The sequence below is a fragment of the Mesorhizobium sp. M8A.F.Ca.ET.181.01.1.1 genome, assembly GCF_004792025.1.
Lineage (GTDB): Bacteria > Pseudomonadota > Alphaproteobacteria > Rhizobiales > Rhizobiaceae > Mesorhizobium.
The window spans coordinates 567,639-587,672 of the sequence record NZ_SRTV01000003.1 but is presented as its reverse complement, the minus strand read 5'-3'; the positions used below and the strand labels follow the sequence as shown (position 1 = coordinate 587,672).

Annotated in this window: 21 protein-coding genes; 11 read left to right on the top strand and 10 right to left on the bottom strand. The window is 65.2% G+C overall.

Features of this window, described 5'->3' with window-relative positions; translation table 11 throughout:
• Positions 1-42 precede the first annotated feature (42 nt).
• Positions 43-489, top strand: coding sequence for a redox-sensitive transcriptional activator SoxR (soxR, locus tag EN824_RS15520; protein ID WP_127276069.1), 447 nt, complete (start codon positions 43-45; stop codon positions 487-489).
• Here soxR and EN824_RS15515 read toward each other — a convergent pair.
• Positions 486-743, bottom strand: coding sequence for a hypothetical protein (locus EN824_RS15515; protein ID WP_023770299.1), 258 nt, complete (start codon positions 741-743; stop codon positions 486-488). The two genes, soxR and EN824_RS15515, sit on opposite strands and share 4 nt — an antisense overlap.
• A gap of 132 nt (positions 744-875) precedes the next feature.
• Here EN824_RS15515 and hemF point away from each other — a divergent pair, with 132 nt between their 5' ends.
• From hemF to EN824_RS15495, 4 genes are all read left to right on the top strand, one after another.
• Positions 876-1,790: an oxygen-dependent coproporphyrinogen oxidase gene (gene hemF / locus EN824_RS15510; protein ID WP_127276070.1), complete on the top strand. Its 915-nt coding sequence runs from the start codon at positions 876-878 to the stop codon at positions 1,788-1,790.
• Positions 1,791-1,938: 148 nt separating this feature from the next.
• Positions 1,939-2,124, top strand: coding sequence for a DUF1059 domain-containing protein (locus EN824_RS15505; protein ID WP_027047304.1), 186 nt, complete (start codon positions 1,939-1,941; stop codon positions 2,122-2,124).
• 245 nt (positions 2,125-2,369) lie between these two features.
• A complete protein-coding gene (locus EN824_RS15500; protein WP_127869771.1) occupies positions 2,370-2,948 on the top strand; it encodes a hypothetical protein in 579 nt (192 codons plus the stop codon).
• An 87-nt stretch (positions 2,949-3,035) separates the two neighbouring features.
• Positions 3,036-4,022: a S8 family serine peptidase gene (locus tag EN824_RS15495; RefSeq protein WP_127280919.1), complete on the top strand. Its 987-nt coding sequence runs from the start codon at positions 3,036-3,038 to the stop codon at positions 4,020-4,022.
• A gap of 48 nt (positions 4,023-4,070) precedes the next feature.
• Here EN824_RS15495 and EN824_RS15490 read toward each other — a convergent pair whose 3' ends face one another.
• The 3 genes from EN824_RS15490 to EN824_RS15480 are packed head-to-tail and all read right to left on the bottom strand — an operon-like array spanning position 4,071 to position 6,591.
• Entirely contained in the window at positions 4,071-5,333 is a 1,263-nt protein-coding gene (locus EN824_RS15490; protein ID WP_127280918.1) for a CCA tRNA nucleotidyltransferase, read from the bottom strand.
• The gene (locus EN824_RS15485; RefSeq protein WP_127869773.1) at positions 5,330-5,962 is read right to left on the bottom strand and encodes a CoA pyrophosphatase; all 633 of its coding nucleotides are present in this window, start codon (positions 5,960-5,962) and stop codon (positions 5,330-5,332) included. Before EN824_RS15485 ends, EN824_RS15490 begins: the two co-directional genes overlap by 4 nt.
• Positions 5,962-6,591 carry a DUF1285 domain-containing protein gene (locus EN824_RS15480; RefSeq protein WP_127280907.1) on the bottom strand — a complete coding sequence of 210 codons (630 nt, stop codon included), beginning with the start codon at positions 6,589-6,591 and terminating at the stop codon, positions 5,962-5,964. The genes EN824_RS15485 and EN824_RS15480 overlap by 1 nt, the downstream gene beginning before the upstream one ends.
• 158 nt (positions 6,592-6,749) lie before the next feature.
• Between EN824_RS15480 and EN824_RS15475 the strand changes: the two genes are divergently transcribed.
• The 4 genes from EN824_RS15475 (at position 6,750) to EN824_RS15460 (ending at position 13,677) form a co-directional block, all read left to right on the top strand.
• Entirely contained in the window at positions 6,750-7,754 is a 1,005-nt protein-coding gene (locus EN824_RS15475) for a MoxR family ATPase (RefSeq protein ID WP_127280906.1), read from the top strand.
• Positions 7,754-8,722 (top strand): DUF58 domain-containing protein, encoded by a 969-nt coding sequence (locus EN824_RS15470; RefSeq protein WP_135881221.1) that lies wholly within the window; start codon positions 7,754-7,756, stop codon positions 8,720-8,722. Before EN824_RS15475 ends, EN824_RS15470 begins: the two co-directional genes overlap by 1 nt.
• A complete protein-coding gene (locus EN824_RS15465; protein ID WP_127280676.1) occupies positions 8,719-11,541 on the top strand; it encodes a DUF4159 domain-containing protein in 2,823 nt (940 codons plus the stop codon). The genes EN824_RS15470 and EN824_RS15465 overlap by 4 nt, the downstream gene beginning before the upstream one ends.
• A 63-nt stretch (positions 11,542-11,604) precedes the next feature.
• Positions 11,605-13,677 carry a hypothetical protein gene (locus EN824_RS15460; protein WP_135932460.1) on the top strand — a complete coding sequence of 691 codons (2,073 nt, stop codon included), beginning with the start codon at positions 11,605-11,607 and terminating at the stop codon, positions 13,675-13,677.
• A gap of 233 nt (positions 13,678-13,910) precedes the next feature.
• On the opposite strand, the gene clpS is transcribed toward EN824_RS15460, so the two are convergent.
• The 4 genes from clpS to EN824_RS15440 form a co-directional block, all read right to left on the bottom strand.
• Positions 13,911-14,216 (bottom strand): ATP-dependent Clp protease adapter ClpS, encoded by a 306-nt coding sequence (clpS, locus tag EN824_RS15455; RefSeq protein WP_127278085.1) that lies wholly within the window; start codon positions 14,214-14,216, stop codon positions 13,911-13,913.
• Positions 14,217-14,345: 129 nt separating this feature from the next.
• Positions 14,346-14,660, bottom strand: coding sequence for a hypothetical protein (locus tag EN824_RS15450; RefSeq protein ID WP_127278086.1), 315 nt, complete (start codon positions 14,658-14,660; stop codon positions 14,346-14,348).
• A 162-nt stretch (positions 14,661-14,822) separates the two neighbouring features.
• Complete coding sequence (locus EN824_RS15445; RefSeq protein WP_127278087.1) at positions 14,823-15,131, bottom strand: hypothetical protein; 309 nt, start codon at positions 15,129-15,131, stop codon at positions 14,823-14,825.
• Between the two features lie 37 nt (positions 15,132-15,168).
• Positions 15,169-15,468, bottom strand: coding sequence for a hypothetical protein (locus EN824_RS15440; RefSeq protein ID WP_127278088.1), 300 nt, complete (start codon positions 15,466-15,468; stop codon positions 15,169-15,171).
• A 282-nt stretch (positions 15,469-15,750) separates the two neighbouring features.
• On the opposite strand from EN824_RS15440, the gene EN824_RS15435 reads away from it, so the two are divergent.
• Both EN824_RS15435 and EN824_RS15430 read left to right on the top strand, forming a co-directional pair.
• Entirely contained in the window at positions 15,751-16,467 is a 717-nt protein-coding gene (locus EN824_RS15435; protein ID WP_127278089.1) for a response regulator transcription factor, read from the top strand.
• Positions 16,464-17,873 (top strand): ATP-binding protein, encoded by a 1,410-nt coding sequence (locus tag EN824_RS15430; RefSeq protein ID WP_127278090.1) that lies wholly within the window; start codon positions 16,464-16,466, stop codon positions 17,871-17,873. The genes EN824_RS15435 and EN824_RS15430 overlap by 4 nt, the downstream gene beginning before the upstream one ends.
• Before the next feature lie 19 nt (positions 17,874-17,892).
• On the opposite strand, the gene choV is transcribed toward EN824_RS15430, so the two are convergent.
• Positions 17,893-19,074, bottom strand: coding sequence for a choline ABC transporter ATP-binding protein (gene choV, locus EN824_RS15425; RefSeq protein ID WP_127869780.1), 1,182 nt, complete (start codon positions 19,072-19,074; stop codon positions 17,893-17,895).
• Entirely contained in the window at positions 19,071-19,925 is an 855-nt protein-coding gene (gene choW / locus EN824_RS15420; protein WP_135881225.1) for a choline ABC transporter permease subunit, read from the bottom strand. Before choW ends, choV begins: the two co-directional genes overlap by 4 nt.
• Between the last annotated feature and the right edge of the window lie 109 nt (positions 19,926-20,034).

Sequence of the window (20,034 nt, the reverse complement as noted above, 5' to 3'; positions counted from 1 at the left end):
TACAAGCTCAACTTAACTTGAGGTCAAGGGGAAAGTGCGAAGATGGCGCCGGTAACGGAATTGACGGTCGGCCAGGTGGCCGCGCGCAGCGGCGTGGCGGTGTCGGCGCTGCATTTCTATGAAGCCCGCGGGCTGATTCGCAGCCACCGCACCTCCGGCAACCAGCGCCGCTACGGCCGCGATGTCCTGCGACGCGTGGCCATAATCCGGATTGCCCAGGAGGTCGGCATCACGCTCGCGGAGATCGGTGTCGCACTTGAATCATTACCTGAAGGCCGCACCCCGACGCGCGAGGATTGGAATCTGCTTTCAACGGCTTGGCGCGATAGCCTCGATCAGAAAATCAGCCAGCTGAAGAAGCTGCGTGATGGCCTGACCGACTGCATCGGCTGCGGCTGCATGTCGATCGACAAATGCCCGCTGAGGAACAAGGGGGATCGGCTTGCCGGGGAGGGAACTGGCGCGAGAAGGCTGTTGGTCGAGCGTTAATCCGCTGCCGGCAGGCGCCTGATCGTGAACTCGATCAGATCGCCCGGGCGCTCGAACCAGCTTTCGATCTCGGTCCAGTAGGCCTGCTTGGGAAAGCGCTCGAACCATTCCTTGGCCTTGAGCCGGGCATCGGAGCGCGGCAGGACGAACGTCTCGCGCAAAAAGCCGTCGCGTGGCATACGCGCGCGCTCGGCCCGGCTTTGGTCGAGCCTTTTCTTCAGGCCATCCAGCGGCGGTCTTGCCGGGGTGCGCACGAAGCAACTCCTTACACCCTAAATCAGACGGGACTTGACCCTGACCCTCAAGAGATTAGGGATCGCGCCGGCAAAAGACGAGTCATTTATCGGGAATCCCCACAACGGGTGGCCCACAACCGGAGACGGCACTTGGAACGACCCGAAATACCGGCAGGGCTGCCCGCCGACATCGAAGAGAAGAAGATGAAGGCCCGGCTTTGGTTCGAGGCGCTGCGCGAGCGCATCTGCGCCGCTTTCGAGCAGATCGAGCAGGACCTCGGGGGTCCGCTCGCCTCGTGGTCGGCCGGCCGCTTCGAAAAGACGCCGTGGGAACGCGATCAGGGCAAGGGCGGCGGCGGCACCATGTCGATGATGCATGGCCGCGTCTTCGAGAAGGTCGGCGTCCACACGTCGACCGTTTATGGCGAGTTCTCGCCCGAGTTCAGGAAGCAGATGCCCGGCGCCGAGGAAGACCCGCGCTTCTGGGCATCGGGCATCTCACTGATCGCGCACCCGTGGAACCCCAACGTTCCGGCCGTGCACATGAACACGCGTATGGTCGTCACATCCAGGCAATGGTTCGGCGGCGGCGCCGACCTGACGCCGGTGCTCGACCGCCGCCGCACCCAGGATGATCCCGACACGGCAGCCTTCCACCGCGCCATGCAGTTCGCTTGCGAGAAGAACGCCGACGTCGCCGACTATCCGAAATTCAAGGCCTGGTGCGACGAGTATTTCTTCCTGCCGCACCGCAACGAGCCGCGCGGCACCGGCGGCATCTTCTTCGACTGGCTGCATTCGGGCGAGGAGAAGGGCGGCTGGAACGCCGATTTCAACTTCGTCCAGGATGTCGGGCGTTCGTTCCTCGTCGTCTACGGCCACCTCGTGCGCGCCAACTTCAACGAGAACTGGACCGATGGCGACCGCGACGAACAGCTCATCCGCCGCGGCCGCTACGTCGAATTCAACCTGCTTCACGATCGCGGCACCATCTTCGGCCTGAAGACCGGCGGCAATGTCGCCTCGATCCTGTCCAGCCTGCCACCGGAGGTGCGCTGGCCATGACCTCGGCGGGCGGGGTGCACGATGCTTTGATGCAACCATGCCGCCCCTCCCGTGTTATAGCTTTCGCCCCGCTTACGTCTGACCATTCGACCGTAAGCCAAAAGTGGCGGAGCCTCGACCGGCTCCATGGAGCAAGAGGAGAAATCCCATGAAGCAATTTCACTGCGGGTCGCTCGTTCCCGGCTGCGAATGGCACACACGGGCCGACGAGGAGGCCGAGGTGATGCGCCGCGCCGTCGAGCATATGCGCGAGACGCATGGCGAGACGACCATCCGCGAGACGATGATCGAGGCGATCCGCTCGCGCATCGAGAAGGTCCGCGACGCCGCGTAGGTGCGGCGGGGGGGTTTCAGGTAATAACAAAAGAACCGCGGTGCGCTTGGGTAACGCGTGCCGCGTTGATTTATTTGCGAGACACTGCCTGCATCTCAAAAAAAAATATTTGCTCCAGCTAAAATAAACCGTGCGGTAACCGAACCCGTGCGATCGTCGGACTGATTTCCAGACTACAGGGGGCCGCCAGAGAAGCCCGTCGCCGTCAGGCACTGGTCCGGAATCGGTGGGCGAGGTGTTCGCGCATGCGCGAAAAGTCCGGCAATCGTGCCAGTTTGTGCGCAACGGCGCTCCTGCCGTGGGCGCTCCTTGGCGCGTCGCCGGCGATTGCCCAGGACATGACGACATCGCTCATCGACATCCATCAGGGCTCGCCGGTCAGCGACAAGGCGAGAGGCCTGGGTGACGGCGGGTATGAGTTGCAGACCGGAAGCCGGGTATCGTTCAACCAGTGGTACCAGACAAACTGGGTCGACACGCATGTGGACCTGATGACGCAGATCACGCAGGACACCGGTATCCTTTGGGGATTTGGCACTGGGGAACAAGGCGAGAAGTATCGCATCGCGCCCAGCCTCAAGCTCGGATTCCTCACACAGCTGCATCCGAGCGCGAACAGCATCCTGTCCCTGTCGTTCACCACGACCTTCGGCGGCAAGCTCAGCGAAAAGCCCTGCCAGGCCGATTATGGCGATCTGGGCACCTTCAGCGTCAATTGCCGGCTCGCCGCCGGGGAGATGGCACCCGAGGAAACCTTGAAATATCTGGCTAACGCTAAACCGGAGAGCCAGCATCTGTGGCTGAATTACCGTGTTACTTTCTGATCGCGAGGGGCCGGGCACGAGATGTCGCGTAGCCGCGGAAGATCCGCGATCCTCCGTCCTAGCTTCTGTTTGAACCGGGGTAAAAACATGTCAAATACGCATTGGAAATTCGCTATTGCCACGGCCCTCGCCCTCCTGCCGGCATCGATTGCCGTGGCTCAGGAAGCTGTCGGTCCAGATCCGCTGTCCGCGCTCTGCGGCGGCGGTCAATCCAACGCATCCATATGCCTGAGCGCAACCCTGCCGGCGGCCACGTCGCAGACCTTGCAAAACTGGATGAGCCCGGATGTCGGGGCCGCATGGCGTGCCGGTTACAAAGGCAAAGGCGTCACCATCACGATCGTCGACGACTTCTCCAGCACCTCGAAGTTCAGCGGCAATTTCGGCATCGGCACCCAGACCCAGCGCCATGGCGAATGGACCCGCGAAGAAGCCAGCATGATCGCGCCGCTGGCGACGATACGGTCGAAAGACTTCTCCACCAGTTCCTCGGTCGCGCTGGCGCCGGGCCTGAACGTGCTCAATCTGAGCTATGGCATGTACGCCAAGGCAGGCTACAGCCCAAGCCAGATCGGATGGAGCGCCGAGGAGGCCTCCATCATCTCCTATGCCACCAAGGGAACGGCCGTGGTTTCGAAGGCCGCGGGCAACGACGCGGTTGCCGTGGGCGGCGTCACCAGCGGCCAGCAGGATTATCTCGACCTCGCCTTGGTCGGAAAGGCATCCGCGATTTTCGTCGGCGCGCTCAACAGCAACGGCACGACGTCGAACAAGGCCACCATGGCCTGGTATTCCAACACCGCCGGCACCAACACGGCTGTGCAGAGCCATTTCCTGGTCGTGGGTGTCACCGGGGACAAGACCGGCCTTTACGGCACCTCTTTCGCCGCGCCGATCGTTGCCGGCTACGCCGCCATCGTGGGCAGCAAGTTCACCAAGGCAACGTCGACCCAGATCACCAACCAGTTGCTGAATACGGCCCGGACCGACACGTTGGCCAACTACAGCGCCTCCGTCTATGGCAAGGGCGAGGCAAGCCTTTCGCGTGCCCTGGCTCCGCTGTCGATCAAGTAGCAGGACGGAACAGCAGGGCAACACCGGCGGAGATCCGGCGTTTCCGACCTACGTGTCAAGCGCTTGCGCGGCGCGTTCGAGCAACGTGTCGCGATCAGGCGCAAATCCCGCCTCGACCCATTCGGCTTCGAGGTTCTTGAGGATTTCGCCAAGCTTCGGTCCCGGCTTTGCGCCGAGCGCCGTCAGATCGGCCCCTCTGAGCGGAAACTCGGGCCGTTCCCATTTGAGCGCAAAGCCAAGCAGGCGCGAAAAGCCGCCCGCTTGAAGCAATGCGTCATTGTCCTCGACGGCGCGCACCCGCGCCGCGGCAAGCGACAGACGCAGGCGGTCGACAAACCCTTGCCGGTTGCCGCGATAGAGCCGTTTCGCCAGTTCGCCTTCGGTCGTCTTCGGCTCGACGGCCGTGGTGAGGGCCCAATGGAGCATGCGGTCGGCTTCGGCGGTCGAGAACCTGAGCCTCTCGGCCAACGTCTTCATGCGCGCCGCATCCGGCGGCACGATTGCCTCCAGCCGCAGCATCGGATCCACCGCCCAGCCCAGGTCTTTCTCGGCCTTGGTCAACCCGTGGATCGCATCGATACCCCATTTCTCGCTTTCCGACAGCGCGGCGGTCAGGACACCAGCCTGGCGCATCCACAACAGGGCGCGTGAGGGATCGGGGGCCGACAAAAGCTTCTTCAGTTCGGACCAGACGCGTTCGGCCGAGAGTTGGCCAAGGCCGTCCTTCAGCCGGGCGCAGGCCTTCAACCCCTCGGCATCCGGCCGGCCGTCGCCATACCAGGCAAAGAAACGGAAGAAGCGCAGGATGCGCAGATAATCCTCGCGGATGCGCGCCTCCGGGTCGCCGATGAAGCGCAGCCGGCGCGCCTCGATGTCGGAAATGCCGCCGACAAGGTCGACAACACTGCCGTCGGCCTCGGCGTAGAGCGCGTTGATGGTGAAGTCGCGCCGCTCGGCGTCGAGCTTCCAGTCGCGTCCGAACGACACCTTGGCGCGGCGGCCATCGGTCTCGACGTCGGCGCGCAAGGTGGTGACCTCGTAGGGTTTGCCGCCCGCGACCACCGTGATCGTGCCATGTTCGATGCCGGTCGGCACCGCCTTGAAGCCTTCCGCTTCGGCACGGCGGATGGTCTCCTGCGGCAGGCAAGAGGTGGCGATGTCGACGTCGGCGACAGGCTGGCCCATCAGCGCGTTGCGCACGGCGCCGCCGGCGATACGCGCCTCTTCACCGCCTTCGGTGAGCGCGCCAAGCAGGCGCTGCAGATGCTTGTCGGAGAGCCAGTCGGCCCTGCCCGCGATCGAAACACTCACGCATAGAGCCTTTCATAGAGCGTACGGATGATACCGGCGGTGACGCCCCAGATGCGCCGGTCACCATAGGGCATGTCGTAGAAGAACCATTCGAGATCGTTCCACATGCGGCTGTCGCGCTTGTGATTGGCGGCGTCCATCAGGAAGCGCAGCGGCACCTCGAAGGCGGCATCGACTTCGTCGGCGTTCAAAGCCAATTGGAAACCCGGCCGCACGATGCCGAGCACCGGCGCGATGCGGTAGCCGCTGCCGGCAACGTAATCCGGCATGCGGCCGATGATTTCGATACGATCCTGGCCAAGGCCGATCTCCTCGAAGGTCTCGCGCAGCGCCGCCGCCTCCGGGCTCGCGTCGGTCGCATCGATCGTGCCGCCCGGGAAAGCCACTTGCCCGGAATGATTGCGCAGTCTCTCGGCCCGTTTGGTCAGGAGAACCGTCGCCTCGCCGTCATGGTCGACCACCGGGATCAGCACCGCCGCATTGCGCAGCGGCTTGCCCGGGTTGAGGCGTGGGTGGCCGGGATTGAAGCGGTGATCGCCATAGTCGTCGCCGGCATGCGCGTCCGGCTGCGCGGCGAAGCGCGCGCGAAAATCCGCCGATGAGAACGGCGCCGGCGATATCTGGTCCATCACGCGCTCAACCGCTTCAACTGATCCGCAGGCATGATCGGAAACACGGCATTCTTCGAGCGCACCGAAAACATCGTCCGGCCGTCGATCTCGATCTCCTCGCCATGCCCCACCAACTCATACATGACCGGCCGCGCCACCAGCGCCTCCAGCCTGCCGCGCACCAGCAGATATGGCTTCAAACCGCCGGTCTCGTTCTCGTCGACGAAGCGCAGCGGCCGCTCCGGCCCGGCCTCGACCACGTCGCCGACATTGGTGCGGAAGGTGATGACCTGATCCTCGCCTTCGCCCGAAACATCCATCTCGACGGCGATGAACGGCGCATCGGCGACGCGGATGCCGACCTTTTCCACCGGCGTCACCAGATAGGTCCTGCCGTCGGCGTCCTTGCGCAGCACGGACGAGAAAAGTTGCACCAGCGGCATGCGGCCGATCGGCGTGCCCAGGTAGAACCAGGTGCCGTCGGCCTTGATCTCCATGTCGAGATCGCCGCAAAAGTCGGGATTCCAGCGCTCGACCGGCGCCGCGCCCTTGCCGGCACGGGCCGCGCGCGAGATCAGCGCCTCGAGGCCTCGGGCCTCGGTGGCCTGCGTAAGGCTTTGTTGGCGATGTTCGTGGTGTTCGCTCATCGTCACGAAATAGTCACTGTTGTTCCGCTTGTCAGCCTAAGTCTGTGATTTAAGTTCCAGCATAGGCGCTCCGCGAGGCCGAATCGCGGCAACCTATGGTATGGTGCGGGCCAGTATTTCCAAACCATGGCATTTCCAACCAAAGGGATCGATGCGGCATGAGCGTGATGGTCAAGGAAAGCCCGATTAGCGAAACGGACATGGTCGCCGAGGCCGAGAAGGCGCTTGCAGACATCTCCAGGATCCGCGACGGGGTTGGCCGGGTGATCTTCGGCCAGGAGCACGTCGTCGAGCGCACCCTGGTGGCGCTGCTTGCCGGCGGCCACGCGCTGCTGGTCGGCGTGCCGGGCCTGGCCAAGACCAAGCTGGTCGAGACGCTGGGCATCGTGCTCGGGCTCGATTCACGCCGCATCCAGTTCACGCCCGACCTGATGCCGTCCGACATCCTCGGTTCCGAGGTCATGGAGCAGGACGAGACCGGCAAGCGCTCGTTCCGCTTCATCTCCGGCCCGATTTTCGCCCAGCTGCTGATGGCCGACGAGATCAACCGCGCCTCGCCGCGCACGCAATCGGCGCTGCTGCAGGCGATGCAGGAATATCACGTCACCATCGCCGGCGCGCGCTACGATCTGCCCTCGCCCTTCCATGTGCTGGCGACGCAGAACCCGCTGGAGCAGGAAGGCACCTACCCGTTGCCCGAAGCCCAGCTCGATCGCTTCCTGATGCAGGTCGACATCCTCTATCCAGAAATCGAGGCCGAGCGCCGCATCCTTCTGGAAACCACCGGCGTCGAGGACGCCAAGGCCACCAACGTGCTGCAGCCGGCGCGGCTGAAGGAGATCCAGACACTGATCCGCCGCATGCCGGTGCCCGAAAGCGTGGTCGAGGCGATCCTCACCCTGGTGCGCTCGGCGCGTCCCGGCCAAGGCAATGCCGACACCGACAAGCATGTCGCCTGGGGCCCAGGCCCGCGCGCCAGCCAGGCGCTGATGCTGTGCACCAGGGCCCGCGCGCTCTACGACGGACGGCTGGCACCCTCGGTCGACGATGTCAGGGCGCTGGCCGAGCCGGTGCTGCAGCACCGCATGGCGCTGACCTTCGCCGCCCGTGCCGAAGGCACCAGCGTACGCGATGTGGTGGCGAAACTCGTGAAAGGTATTTGATGGCGCGTATCGGCGAGGTCCAGGCTCCGGCAGCGACGCGCGACGCGCTCGCCCGCGGCCGGTTGCGGGCTTCGCTCGTGCCTGACCTGCTGGTCGAGGCGCGCCGCATCGTCAACACCGTGATCGCCGGCTGGCATGGCCGCCGCAAGCGCGGCATCGGCGAGAATTTCTGGCAGTTCCGGCCCTACGTCGAAGGCGATTCCTCGCGCATCGACTGGCGCCGCTCGGCCCGCGACGACCACACCTATGTGCGCGACCGTGAATGGGAAGCCGCCCACACGGTCTGGCTGTGGGCCGATCCCTCGCCGTCCATGCTCTACAAGTCGACCGGCGCCGGCGTTTCCAAGCAATCGCGCGCGCTGGTGCTGACGCTGGCCATGGCCGAGCTTCTGTCGCGCAGCGGCGAGCGCATCGCCTGGCCAGATCTGACCGATCCGTTCACCGCCCGCAACGGCGCCGAACGCATCGCGGCCCAGCTCATGCATGCCGGCGAGCTGCCGGCAAAACCCGATCTCTCCGACATCAGGCGCTTCTGCGACATCGTCATCGCCAGCGATTTCCTCGATCCGGTCGAGGAGACCATGGCCTGGCTCGACGTGCTCGCCCGCCACGGCGTGCGCGCGCATCTGATCGAGGTCGCCGACCCGGCCGAGGAAACCTTCCCTTATGCCGGCCGCACCGAGTTCACCGATCCCGAGACCGGCGACAAGCTGACCGCGGGGCGCGCCGAAATGCTGGCCGACGAATACCGCCTGCTCTACACCGCCCGCCGCCAGGAACTGGCCAGTTGGTGCAAGCGGCTCGGCTGGAGCTTTACCGTCAACCACACCGACCGGCTGGCGTCCGACGCGCTGGTGCGCCTGCACATGGCGATGACCGCCGATGGCGGTAAGCCTGGCATTTCCGCCGATGGCGGTAAGCCTGGCATTTCCGCCGATGGCGGTAAGCCTGGGAAGGCTGTCGCATGAGCTGGCTGCCGCTCTCCTTCGGCGCCCCCATGGTGCTGTGGGGCCTGTTGGCGCTGCCGGTGATCTGGTGGCTGCTGCGGCTCACCCCGCCTAAGCCGCAGACCGAGGTGTTTCCGCCGCTGAAGATCCTGGCCCGTGTGCTGAGGCGTGAGGAAACCCCGCAGCGCAGCCCCTGGTGGCTGACGCTGCTCAGGCTGCTGATGGCGGCCCTCGTCGTCGCGGCATTGGCCGAACCGGTCTTCAATCCGCGCGAAAAGCTGCCGGCCGAGGGTGCCGCGCTTGCCCTGGTCATCGACAATGACTGGGCCAGCGCCGCCGACTGGAACAAGCGCGTCGCCACCGCCGAACGGCTGATCAACGACGCCGGCTCGAACGGCGTGCCGGTCGTTATCGCCTTCACCGCCGAAAAGCCCAATGCGGAGATCGGCCCCTTCGATGCCGCCGCCGCACTCGACCGTTTGCGCGCCGCCAAGCCGCGGCCGATCCCGACCGACCGGCCCGCCGTCTATGCCCGCGTCGCCGGCGTGCTGGGGGGCTTGCCCGGCGCCAGCGTCGCCGTGCTCGCCGATGGCCTGGCGGCAAAGGGCGACGAGGCCGCCTTCAACACGCTGTTGTCGAAAAATGCCGCCCGCGTCGTCTGGGCGGTGGCCGACCGGCTTTCCCTGACCGGCCTGACGTCTGCCGAAAACCAGGTCGATGGCTTTGCCCTGACCGCCGTCCGCGCGCCCGGCGATCCCGCCCCGGCTCAGGTCACCGCCGGCGCCTTCGACGACAAGGGCCGCCGCATCGCCGATGCGACCCTGACCTTCGCGCCGGGCGAGGCCGCGGCCACCGGCACCATGGCGGTGCCGTTCGAATTGCGCAACGACTTCGCCTCGATCGCGCTCGATGGCGAGCGGCATGCGGGTGCCGTGCGCGTGCTCGACGAAAGCTCCAAGCGCCGCCGCGTCGGGCTGTTGTCGCAAGCCGAGGCCGACCAGGCGCAGCCGCTTCTGTCGCCGCTCTACTACATCAGGCGCGCGCTGCAGCCCTTCGCCGATCTGGTCGAGCCCTCCAGCGCCGATCTCGCCGACGCCATCCCGCAGATCCTCGACCAGAAGCCGGCGATGATCGTTATGGCCGATATCGGCACCATTCCCGCCCAGGTTCGGCAAAGGCTGGTCGACTGGGTCGACAATGGCGGCACGCTGGTGCGCTTCGCCGGCTCGCGGCTGGCCGCCGCCGGCAATGATGACGATTTGCTGCCGGTCCGCCTGCGCACCGGCGAACGTTCGCTCGGCGGCGCGCTGTCATGGACCTCGCCGCAGCCGGTCACCGAATTTCCCAAGGCCGGCCCGTTCGCCGACCTGGCGCCGCCGACCGAGGTCACGGTGACCAGGCAGGTGCTGGCCGAACCGACACCCGACATCGTCGAGCGCACCTGGGCCGCCCTTGCCGACGGCACGCCGCTGGTCACCGGGCTGAAGAAGGGCAAGGGCACGCTGGTGCTGTTCCACGTCACGCCCGAGGCGACATGGTCGAACCTGCCGATCTCGGGCAGTTTCGTCGAGATGCTGCGCCGCATCGTGCAGCTGTCGCGCAACCAGGGTGCGGCGGTCGCCAATGCCGAAGCCGCCGCCACGTCGCTGGCACCCTATCGCATGATCGCGGCCGACGGCTCGCTGGTGCCGCCGACACCCGATGCACGGCCGCTTGTGCCGGGCGCGGGCACGCTGCCGGTCACCTTCGAGAACCCGCCAGGCCTATATGGTTCGGAGACCGGCGTCTTCGCCCACAATCTGCTCGATGTCGCAAGCACGTTCGAGCCACTGGCGCGCCCGCAAGTGACGGTGCCGGTCACCACCATCCAGTATGCCTTTGACGAATCGCGCAACCTGAAGGGCGCGTTGGTCGCCGCGGCTCTGTTGCTGATGCTGCTCGACACGTTGGTGGTGTTGTGGATGGGCGGCCTGTTTTGGCGCCGGCCGCGCCGCGCCGGTGCCGCTGCAACCACCGCCGCCGTGCTGATCGCGCTTGGCGCGCTGTTCGGCCACGCCGACCTTGCCCGTGCCGACGATGCCAAGCCGAGTGACCAGGGCGCTATCGAGGCAATTTCGAAAACCCGCATCGCCTATGTGCTGACCGGCGTGCCGGGTGTCGATTCGATCAGCCGCGCCGGGCTCGAGGGCCTGACCCGCTTCCTGATCGAGAAGACGGCGCTCGAACCAGGGGCGCCGGCCGGCGTCGACATTTCGAAGGACGAGCTGTCCTTCTATCCCCTGATCTACTGGCCGATCGACCCGGCGGCACCGATGCCGAGCCAGGCGGCCATCGCCCGCATCGACGCCTATATGCAGCAAGGCGGCACGGTGCTGTTCGACACGCGCGACCAGTTCGCCAACGGCATCGGCGCCGATTCCACCAGCCCGGCGACCGAGCGGCTGCGCGACATTCTCGGCAACCTCAACGTGCCGCCGCTGGAGCCGGTGCCGTCGGACCATGTGCTGACCAAGTCCTTCTTCATCCTGCCCGAATTTCCAGGCCGCTTCGCCGGCAGCCCGCTCTGGGTCGAGGCATCGCTCGATGCCAGCAATGCCGACAACCGGCCGGTACGCACCGGCGACGGCGTGTCGCCGATCATGATCACCGCCAATGATTTCGCCGGCGCCTGGGCAGTCGACGAGAATGGCGACCCGCTCTTGCCGACCGTGCCCGCCGACCCGATGCAGCGGGTCTACGCGCTGCGCGCCGGCGTCAACATCATGATGTACATGCTGACCGGCAATTACAAATCCGACCAGGTGCATGTTCCCATCCTGCTCGAACGTCTGGGGCAGTAGGATGATGCGTTTTCTTGCGCCCCTCACGATGATCGATCCTCCCCCGACGCGGGAGGATAGGGCATGAACTGGTCGATCTCCTTCGAACCGCTTCTATCCTGGCCGCTTTTGGCCCTGGTGCTGGTGCCGTTGGCGCTGCTGGCGCTCGTCGGCCTGTGGTTCCGCCAGCGCGGCGCGGTCCTGCGCTTCGTCGCCCTGTTGGCGCTCGCCGCCGCCCTCTTCAATCCGGTGTTCCTCAATGAGGAACGCGAGCCGCTGAAAAGCGTCGTCGCGCTGATCGTCGACCGCAGCCAGAGCCAGGATATTGGCGACCGCACCAAACAGACCGACGAGGCAGTGGCCGGGTTGCAGCAGCGTCTTGGCCGCTTCAAGCAGTTCGACGTCCGCGTCGTCGAGGCCGGCAAGTCCGACGCCGCCGAGGAGCGCACCGAAACACGGCTGTTCGGCGCGCTGGAAGGCGCCTTCCGCGACGTGCCGCCCTCGCGCATCGGCGGCGCCATCATGATCACCGATGGCGAGGTGCATGACACGCCGTCGGGCACGCCCGATTTCAACGCCCCGCTGCACGCCTTGATCACCGGCAACGATCACGAAAAAGATCGCCGCATCCGCTTCGAGAACGCGCCGCGTTTCGGCCTTGTCGGCAAGCCGCTCGACATGACTTACCGCGTCATTTCGACCGAAAACGAGACCGGACCGGTCGACGTCCGGGTCTCGGTCAATGGCGAGCAGGTTTCGGTCGAGCATGCCACTGTCGGCCAGGCCATGCCGCTGCAGGTGACCATCCCGGGTGCCGGCCGCAACATCATCGAACTGGCCATCGACCGCGAGCCGGGCGAACTGACCGACACCAACAACCGCGCCATCGCGCTGGTCGACGGCATCCGCGAGAACCTGCGCGTTCTGCTCGTTTCGGGCGAACCGCATGCTGGCGAGCGCACCTGGCGCAACCTGCTGAAATCCGACGCCTCGGTCGATCTCGTCCATTTCACCATCCTGCGGCCGCCGGAGAAGCAGGACGGCACGCCGATCAATGAATTGTCGCTGATCGCCTTCCCGACCCGCGAGCTGTTCGTCGAGAAGATCAAGGATTTCGACCTCATCATCTTCGACCGCTACCAGCACCGCGACGTGCTGCCGATCCTCTACTACGACTACATCTCCGAATATGTCGAAAAGGGCGGCGCGCTGCTGATCGCTGCCGGTCCCGAATATGCCGGCGAGGCGTCGATCGCGCGCACGCCGCTGATGTCGGCCCTGCCGGCAATGCCGACCGGCGAGGTCGTCGACAAGGCCTTTTATCCCCGCCTCACCGAACTCGGCCAGCGTCATCCGGTGACGCGCGGCCTCGATGGTTCGGCCACCGAGCCGCCGCACTGGAGCCGCTGGTTCCGCACCATCGGCGTGCAGAACCCGCAAGGCGAAGTGGTAATGAAGGGTGCCGACAACCGGCCGCTGCTGCTGCTCGACCGCAAGGGCGAAGGCCGCGTCGGCATGCTTCTGTCCGATCAGGGCTGGCTCTGGGCGCGCGGCTTCGAGGGCGGCGGCCCGCATGTCCAGCTCTACCGGCGCATCGCCCACTGGCTGATGAAGGAGCCCGAGCTCGAGGAAGAACGGCTGACCGCCGAGGGACGCGGCATGGTGCTGGAGATCCGTCGCCAGACCATGGCCGACGATCCCGGCCCCGCGCAGATCATCACCCCCTCCGGCAAGACGCTCACCGTCAAGCTCGACAAATCCGAACCCGGCGTCTTTCTCGGCAGCGTTCAGACCAGCGAGATCGGCCTCTTCCAGGTCGCCAATGGCGATCTCACCGCGCTCGCCCATGTCGGCCCGGTCAACGCACCCGAATTCGCCGACGTCGTCTCCACGCAGGAGCGGCTGAAGGCGCCGGCGGAAGCCACCGGCGGCAGCGTGCGCCGGCTGGCCTCGTCCACGGGCAGCGACGTGACGCTGCCATCCATCGTGCCGGTGCGTTCGGCCGGCGAAGCGTCGGGCAGCGACTGGATCGGCCTGCGCACCACCGACGACAGCGTGTTGAAGGCCGTGTCGCGCGTACCGCTGTTCGGCGGCTTCCTCGGCCTCGGCCTGCTGCTTCTGGCGATGGGGTCGATGTGGTACCGCGAGGGAAGGTAGCTTCCTTCTCCCCGTTCACGGGGAGAAGGTGCCCGAAGGGCGGATGAGGGGCAGCGCTGAGTCGCCGTGATTGGCGATCCCCTACGATGTGCTCATCTGAACTATTGTCACCCTCCGGCACCGCCCCTCATTGTCCTGCCGGACATTTCTCCCCGTATAGTGACGGGGAGAAAGATGCCGCCGCGGATGGTTTCGCCAATTGCCAGCGTTTCAGCACTGACCAAGCCCCTGCCCTACTCTTCCGGTTCCGTCGTGAACAACAGCGGATAACCCTTCGCCTTGCCAGCGTCGGTCGCCCGCGTCGCCTTGGTCTCGGCGACATCCCTGGTGAAGACCGCGACCACGCAGACGCCGTGCCGGTGCGCGGTGATCATGACCCGGTGCGCCTGGTCCTCACTGAGCTTGAACTCGCCCTTCAGCACCGTCACCACGAATTCGCGCGGCGTGAAATCGTCGTTGACGAGGATGACCTTGTAGAGCTTCGGCCGCTCTGTCTGCGGCTTGACCTTTACGCGCGGTTTTGTGGCGATTTCAGGCATTCGAACCGACTGTTTCGCGATCGAGCTTAAGTCCGCATTTTGCCACGGGCGGCAGCGATCGTCCATTTGCGGACCGTCGGCGGGCACGCCCGGTCCTTCACGATCATGTGGGAAATGGTCTGTCGCGGTTCAACGGCCCTGACGGCCGAAGATGCGGCGACTAGCATCGGCATCCGCCCGGCGTTCCAGCCATGCCGCGATCGGCCATCCGGCAACGCAGATCAGTGTCGCGCCGGCGAGCACGATCAAGAGCCAGGCCTGCACGGGCGTGATGTAATCCCAATTGCTGGAAATCGCCGGCGCGAACAGCGAGGGCTCGGTGCGCCCACTTGCCGGATCCGGCACGGGGCTGGCGGTGAGCAGAATCAGCACCCTGGCGGCGCCGGTGGCAACCAGGCCGCCGATCACCATGGAGCGAAAAATGGACGAGGGCCGCTTCTTCATGCGGATTGTCCTACAGGGCCGGCATTGCAAACGGGTTAAGCACGATCGAGATGCGTGGCTGGAAGCCGCCGGTGTTCAGCTCATCGATCATGCACTTGGCAGAAGGCCGCCCCAGCCGGTTTGCGGCTGGAGCGGCCTTGCTAGAACTGACCTCGAAGCTGATCAGGGCTTCTTGGGAGCAGCCTTCGCGGGGGCCGCCGTCGCGGGAGCCATCTTCGCGGGGGCCGCCTTCGCGGGGGCCTTCTTGACCGGGCACTTGTGCTTCTTGGTCTCCTTGCAGACGGTCTTCTTGGCGACCTTCTTCGGAGCAGCCTTGGCCGGAGCGGTGGTCGTCGCGGCAGCAGCCGGAGCGGTGGTCGTGGTGGCGGCAGCCGGGGCAGCGGTCGTGGTGGCGGCTGCATAGCCGAGAACCGGCATCGAGAAGGCGAGAGCGACGGAGAGACCAAGGGCGGACAGGATGGACTTGTTCATGGCTTCATTTCCTTTTGTATGCGGGTCTTTTTGAGTGTCACTGGACCGGGTCGTTCGGTGTCACTCCAAGCAGCTTCAGAGCATTGGCGAGCATCCGGATGCCCTGCGCCTGTTTCTTGGCGGCACAGTACCGGTTGCCCTTCCTCTGAAGTGCCTTTGCCGCGGTGACCTGCGTTGCCGTGGCATGGGTTTCGAGGGCTTCATCAAATTGGTGGCTGAGATTGGCGCACCGTTCGCTCCGGGTGAGCGGCGCCTTTGCATCCGATTGGCCGACAGCGGCAGTGAGCAGGCCAAGGCCCAGCAAAACTCCCAACAAACTGATCGACAATCTTGGCATTGGTTTATCCGTGAACCCGGAGACTAGCGTCGCAGCCGATGACCTGACCGCCACGGCACCTTTATGCCGACCTACCTTTTCAGGAGTTTTTCCCGATTGTAGAATTTTGTTTCTGGATTGTGTCTGGCCAGGCCGGGGCCAGGCCGGCCGTCGCTTTCCATGTGGAGAAGGCGGAATTCATTCTCCCTTGAAAAGCAAGGCACTGGCCAACATATGGCCCGAATTCTATCGTGTGGCTCACCAGCCAAGAATGGCTTGGCCGGCAAACCAGACAGGGCAGCTGTGAAATCCGATGCGCACATACTGATCGTCGACGACGACAAGGGCATCCGCGACCTGCTTCAGGAGTTCTTCCAGAAGCGGGGCCTGCACACCTCGGTTGCCGCCGACGGCAACGAGATGGAAGCCATCCTGCGCCGCTCGCAGGTGGACCTCATCGTGCTCGACGTGATGCTGCCCGGCAGGAGCGGGCTGGAACTGTGCCGCGACCTGCGCGCCCAGTATACGACGCCTATCATCATGCTGACCGCCGTCACCGAGACAACGGACCGTGTCGTCGGCCTCGAGATGGGCGCCGACGACTATGTGCCCAAACCCTTCGACCCGCGCGAGTTGCTGGCCCGCATCCGCGCCGTGCTGCGGCGCAATGGCGCCACAGAGCCCAAGCGCGCCACCAGCAAGCAGATTTACCATTTCGCCGGCTGGACGATGGACTGCTCGCGGCGCCGGTTGACCGCGCCCGACGATGTCAGGGTCGAACTGACCATGGCCGAGTTCAACCTCCTGCACACCTTCGTCAAGAGTGCCCAGCGCGTGCTGACCCGCGACCAGCTCATCGAACTGTCCGGCGGCGACAGCGACTATTCCTTCGACCGCAGTATCGACATCCTGGTCAGCCGGTTGCGGCGCAAGATGGAAGATGATCCCAAGACGCCCAAACTGATCCTCACCGTGCGCAGCGGCGGCTACCAGTTCCTGCCCGAGACGACCTCCGAATGAGACGTTTCCTGCCGCAGACCTTGCCTGTCTGGGTGCTGCTGATCGTCATTGCCGGCCTGCTGATCAGCCAGGTCGCGACGCTCTACATCGTGTCGCGCGACCGCGCTGCTGCCAATGACGTGGTCGACCTCTACCGCCTCAACGACCGCGCCTTCTCGCTCGTGCAGCTGATGAGTGGCGCCACGCCGGAGGAGCGCAAGGCGACCGCCGCGGGCCTGTTCAACTCAACATACGCGCTCACCGTCTCGGACACGCCCGCCGTCACCTCCTCGATCGCCGGCGATGACGAACTGGCCGAGCTCGAGGACATTCTTGTCGGCCGGCTGTCGAAGTTCGGCATCACCGACGCGCGCGTGCGCCGCGATCCGGCGACGCGCGAAGCCGACGATGCCGGCGGCGCCGCGCCGGGCCCCGATATCGGCCAGGTCGAGCGGGACCTCCTGGTGCTGGCCGCCGATTTCGCCCAGAGCGACAAGCTGACGGCCTCGCTGCGCTTCGCCGACGGCCAGTGGCTGAACTTCACCGAACCGATCACGCCCGTCGGCCCGATCCTGAGCATCGACAGCCTGCCGCTCTATGCGCTGATCGCCGGGCTGGTGGTGATCATGTCGATCTGGTCGCTGCGCCGGCTGACCGCGCCCTACCGGATGATGGAAACCGCCGTCAACCGGATCGGCAATGATCTCAAGAGCCCGCCGGTCACCGAGAGCGGCAGCCGTGAGGTGCGCGCCGCCGCCAGGGCGATCAACGCCATGCAGAAGAGGCTGCGCGAATATGTCGAGGACCGCGAGCACCTCGCGGCGGCCCTTGCGCACGACCTGCGCACGCCGATGACAAGGATGCGGCTGCGTCTGGAACTGTTGCGCAGATCACCGGCGCGCGAAGCGCTCGCCCACGATCTCGCCGACATCGAAGGCATCGCGAGCTCGGTGATAGACTTCGCCAAATTCGAGGTCACGGAAGAGAAGGCCGAGAGGATCGATTTCTGGTCGCTCGTGGAATCGATCGCCGACAGCTACGAGACCGTTTCCTTCGACAATGACGACACCCGCTCACGCGGCCTGATCTGCATGGCGCGGCCGGTGGCGCTCAAGCGCTGCGTTACCAATCTTGTGCAGAACGCCGTCACCTACGGCAAGCATGCGCATCTCAGCCTCAGTCGCTCGGACGGCACGATCACGCTCGCCATCCGCGACGAAGGGCCGGGCATACCCCAAGCCCAGATCGACGCCGTGTTCGGCTCCTTCGTGCGCCTCGAACACTCCCGCAACCGCCAGACCGGCGGGCTCGGGCTTGGGCTGACCATCGCCCGCAACATCGCGCGGGCGGCGGGTGGTGAAGTGCGCCTGTCCAACCACCCGCAAGGTGGGTTGCTGACGGAGCTGAGGCTGCCGCTGGCGGCTTGAGCCTTGTCGCTTGGGGCCTCTACCGCCGCAGCACCGCGCTCAGCACATCCCTGATGCCGATGGCGCCGACGAAGCGGGACTGGTCGTCGAACAACGCCACCGGCGCCGTCTGCGAGCGGTGCATGGCCAGCATCACGGTTTTCAGCGACGTGCCCGGATTGGCCCAGAACACCTGACCTGCTTCTTCGGGCTGGCCCTCTATCCCGGTGCACGACGTCCACACCGCCGGCTTGCCGTCGCGTTCGGCCGCCGCCACCAGCCCGTGCTCGTCGATCTTGAAACGGGTCGTCTTGCGTCGGTCGAGCCACACCCAGCCGTCCGTGCCCTGTTCGAGATCGCGGCGGTCGCGCATCACGTTCCATGCGGTCAACACCGAGAGCGGGTTCACATTGGCGATGAAGTCGCGGACATAGTCGTTGGCGGGGCGCAGCACGATGTCTTCCGGCGCGCCCGTCTGGACGATACGGCCGCCCTCCATGATGGTGATGTGGCTGCCGATCTTCAGGGCCTCCTCGAGGTCGTGGCTGACGAAGATGATGGTCTTCTTCAGCTCCGCCTGCAGCTGCAGAAGCTCGTCCTGCAGCTTGGTGCGGATCAGCGGGTCGAGAGCCGAGAACGGCTCGTCCATCAACAGGATAGGCGCCTCGGTGGCGAAGGCGCGCGCCAGACCGACGCGCTGCTGCATGCCGCCCGAAAGCTCATGGGCGTATTTGTTCGACCATTGATCGAGGTTGACCAGCTTGAGCTGGCGATGCACCCGCTCCTTGCGCTCGGCATCCGGCACGCCGGCGAGTTCGAGACCCAGGCCGACATTCTCTTCCACCGTGCGCCATGGCAGGAGGCCGAACTGCTGGAACACCATCGCCACCTGTTTCTGTCGCAGCCGCCGCAAGGTTGGCTCGTCGCAGGTGACGACGTCGACCGTACGGTCGCCGTCCTTGACCAGCACTTGTCCGCGCGACACCACGTTGAGCCGGTTGACCGCGCGAAGCAGCGTCGACTTGCCGGAGCCCGACAGGCCCATCAGCACCGAGATTTCGCCTTCATGCACGGTGAGGCTGGCGCCTGCGCAGCCGAGCACATTGCCGGTCTTCTCGAGGATCTCGGCCCGGGTAGCGCCCTTGTCGATCATCGCCAGCGAGCCGGCCTGGTCGGCGCCGAAGACGATATCGACATTCCTGAAATCGACGGCGACGGTCATTTCTTGCCTCCAACGCCAATGCGGGTCATCCGGTCGAGCACGATGGCGAGCACGACGATGGCGAGACCGGCCTCAAGGCCAAGGTCGATGCGGCGCGAACCGAGCGCCCGGTTGATTTCCGTGCCCAGACCACCGGCGCCGATCAGGGCCGCGAACACCACCATCGACAGCGACAGCATGATCGACTGCGTCAGGCCCGCCATGATGGTGGGCAGTGCGGAAGGCAGCTCGACCTTCCACAACAGCTGGCTCTTGGTGGCGCCGAAGGCCTCGCCGGCCTCGATGATCGACTTCGGCACCGAGACGACGCCGAGATGAGTGAGCCTGACCGCGGTCGGGATGACGAAAATGATGGTGACGATGAGGCCGGGCGCGTTGCCAAGGCCGAACAGCGTCAGCACCGGGATCAGGTAGACGAAGGTCGGCAGTGTCTGCATCAGGTCGAGCACCGGCAGCATGACGCGGTAGACCTTCGGCTTGTGCGCCGCCCAGATGCCGAGCGGCACGCCGATGGCCATCGCCATGGCGGCGGCGGCCACGACCAGCACCAGCGTCTGCACCGTCTGTTTCCAGAGATTCTGGTTGATGATGAAGATCAGGCCGAGGAAAACGCCGATGGCGAGCGGCCGTGAGCGCTGCAGCAGCCAGGCGACGATGGCGATTACCAAAGCGAGCAGCACCGGCGGCACCATCAGCAGGATGTTGACCAGCCCGTCGAGGATGAAATTCAGGCCATTCGAGAACGCCCTGAACACAGTGTCGAAATGGTCGGTGAGGAACCCGAAGAAAGCCTTGCCCCAGGGCCCGATGGGAATCTTGTAATCGATCAGGAATTTGGAAATCGGATCCATCTTGCCCCTCTTTGGCCTGCGCCGTCCTTGCCGGACGGTCATCTTCTCACAGCATATGAAAAAGGGCAGCCTTTTCCAGTGGCTGCCCTGTTTTTGAGGTCATGGCGAA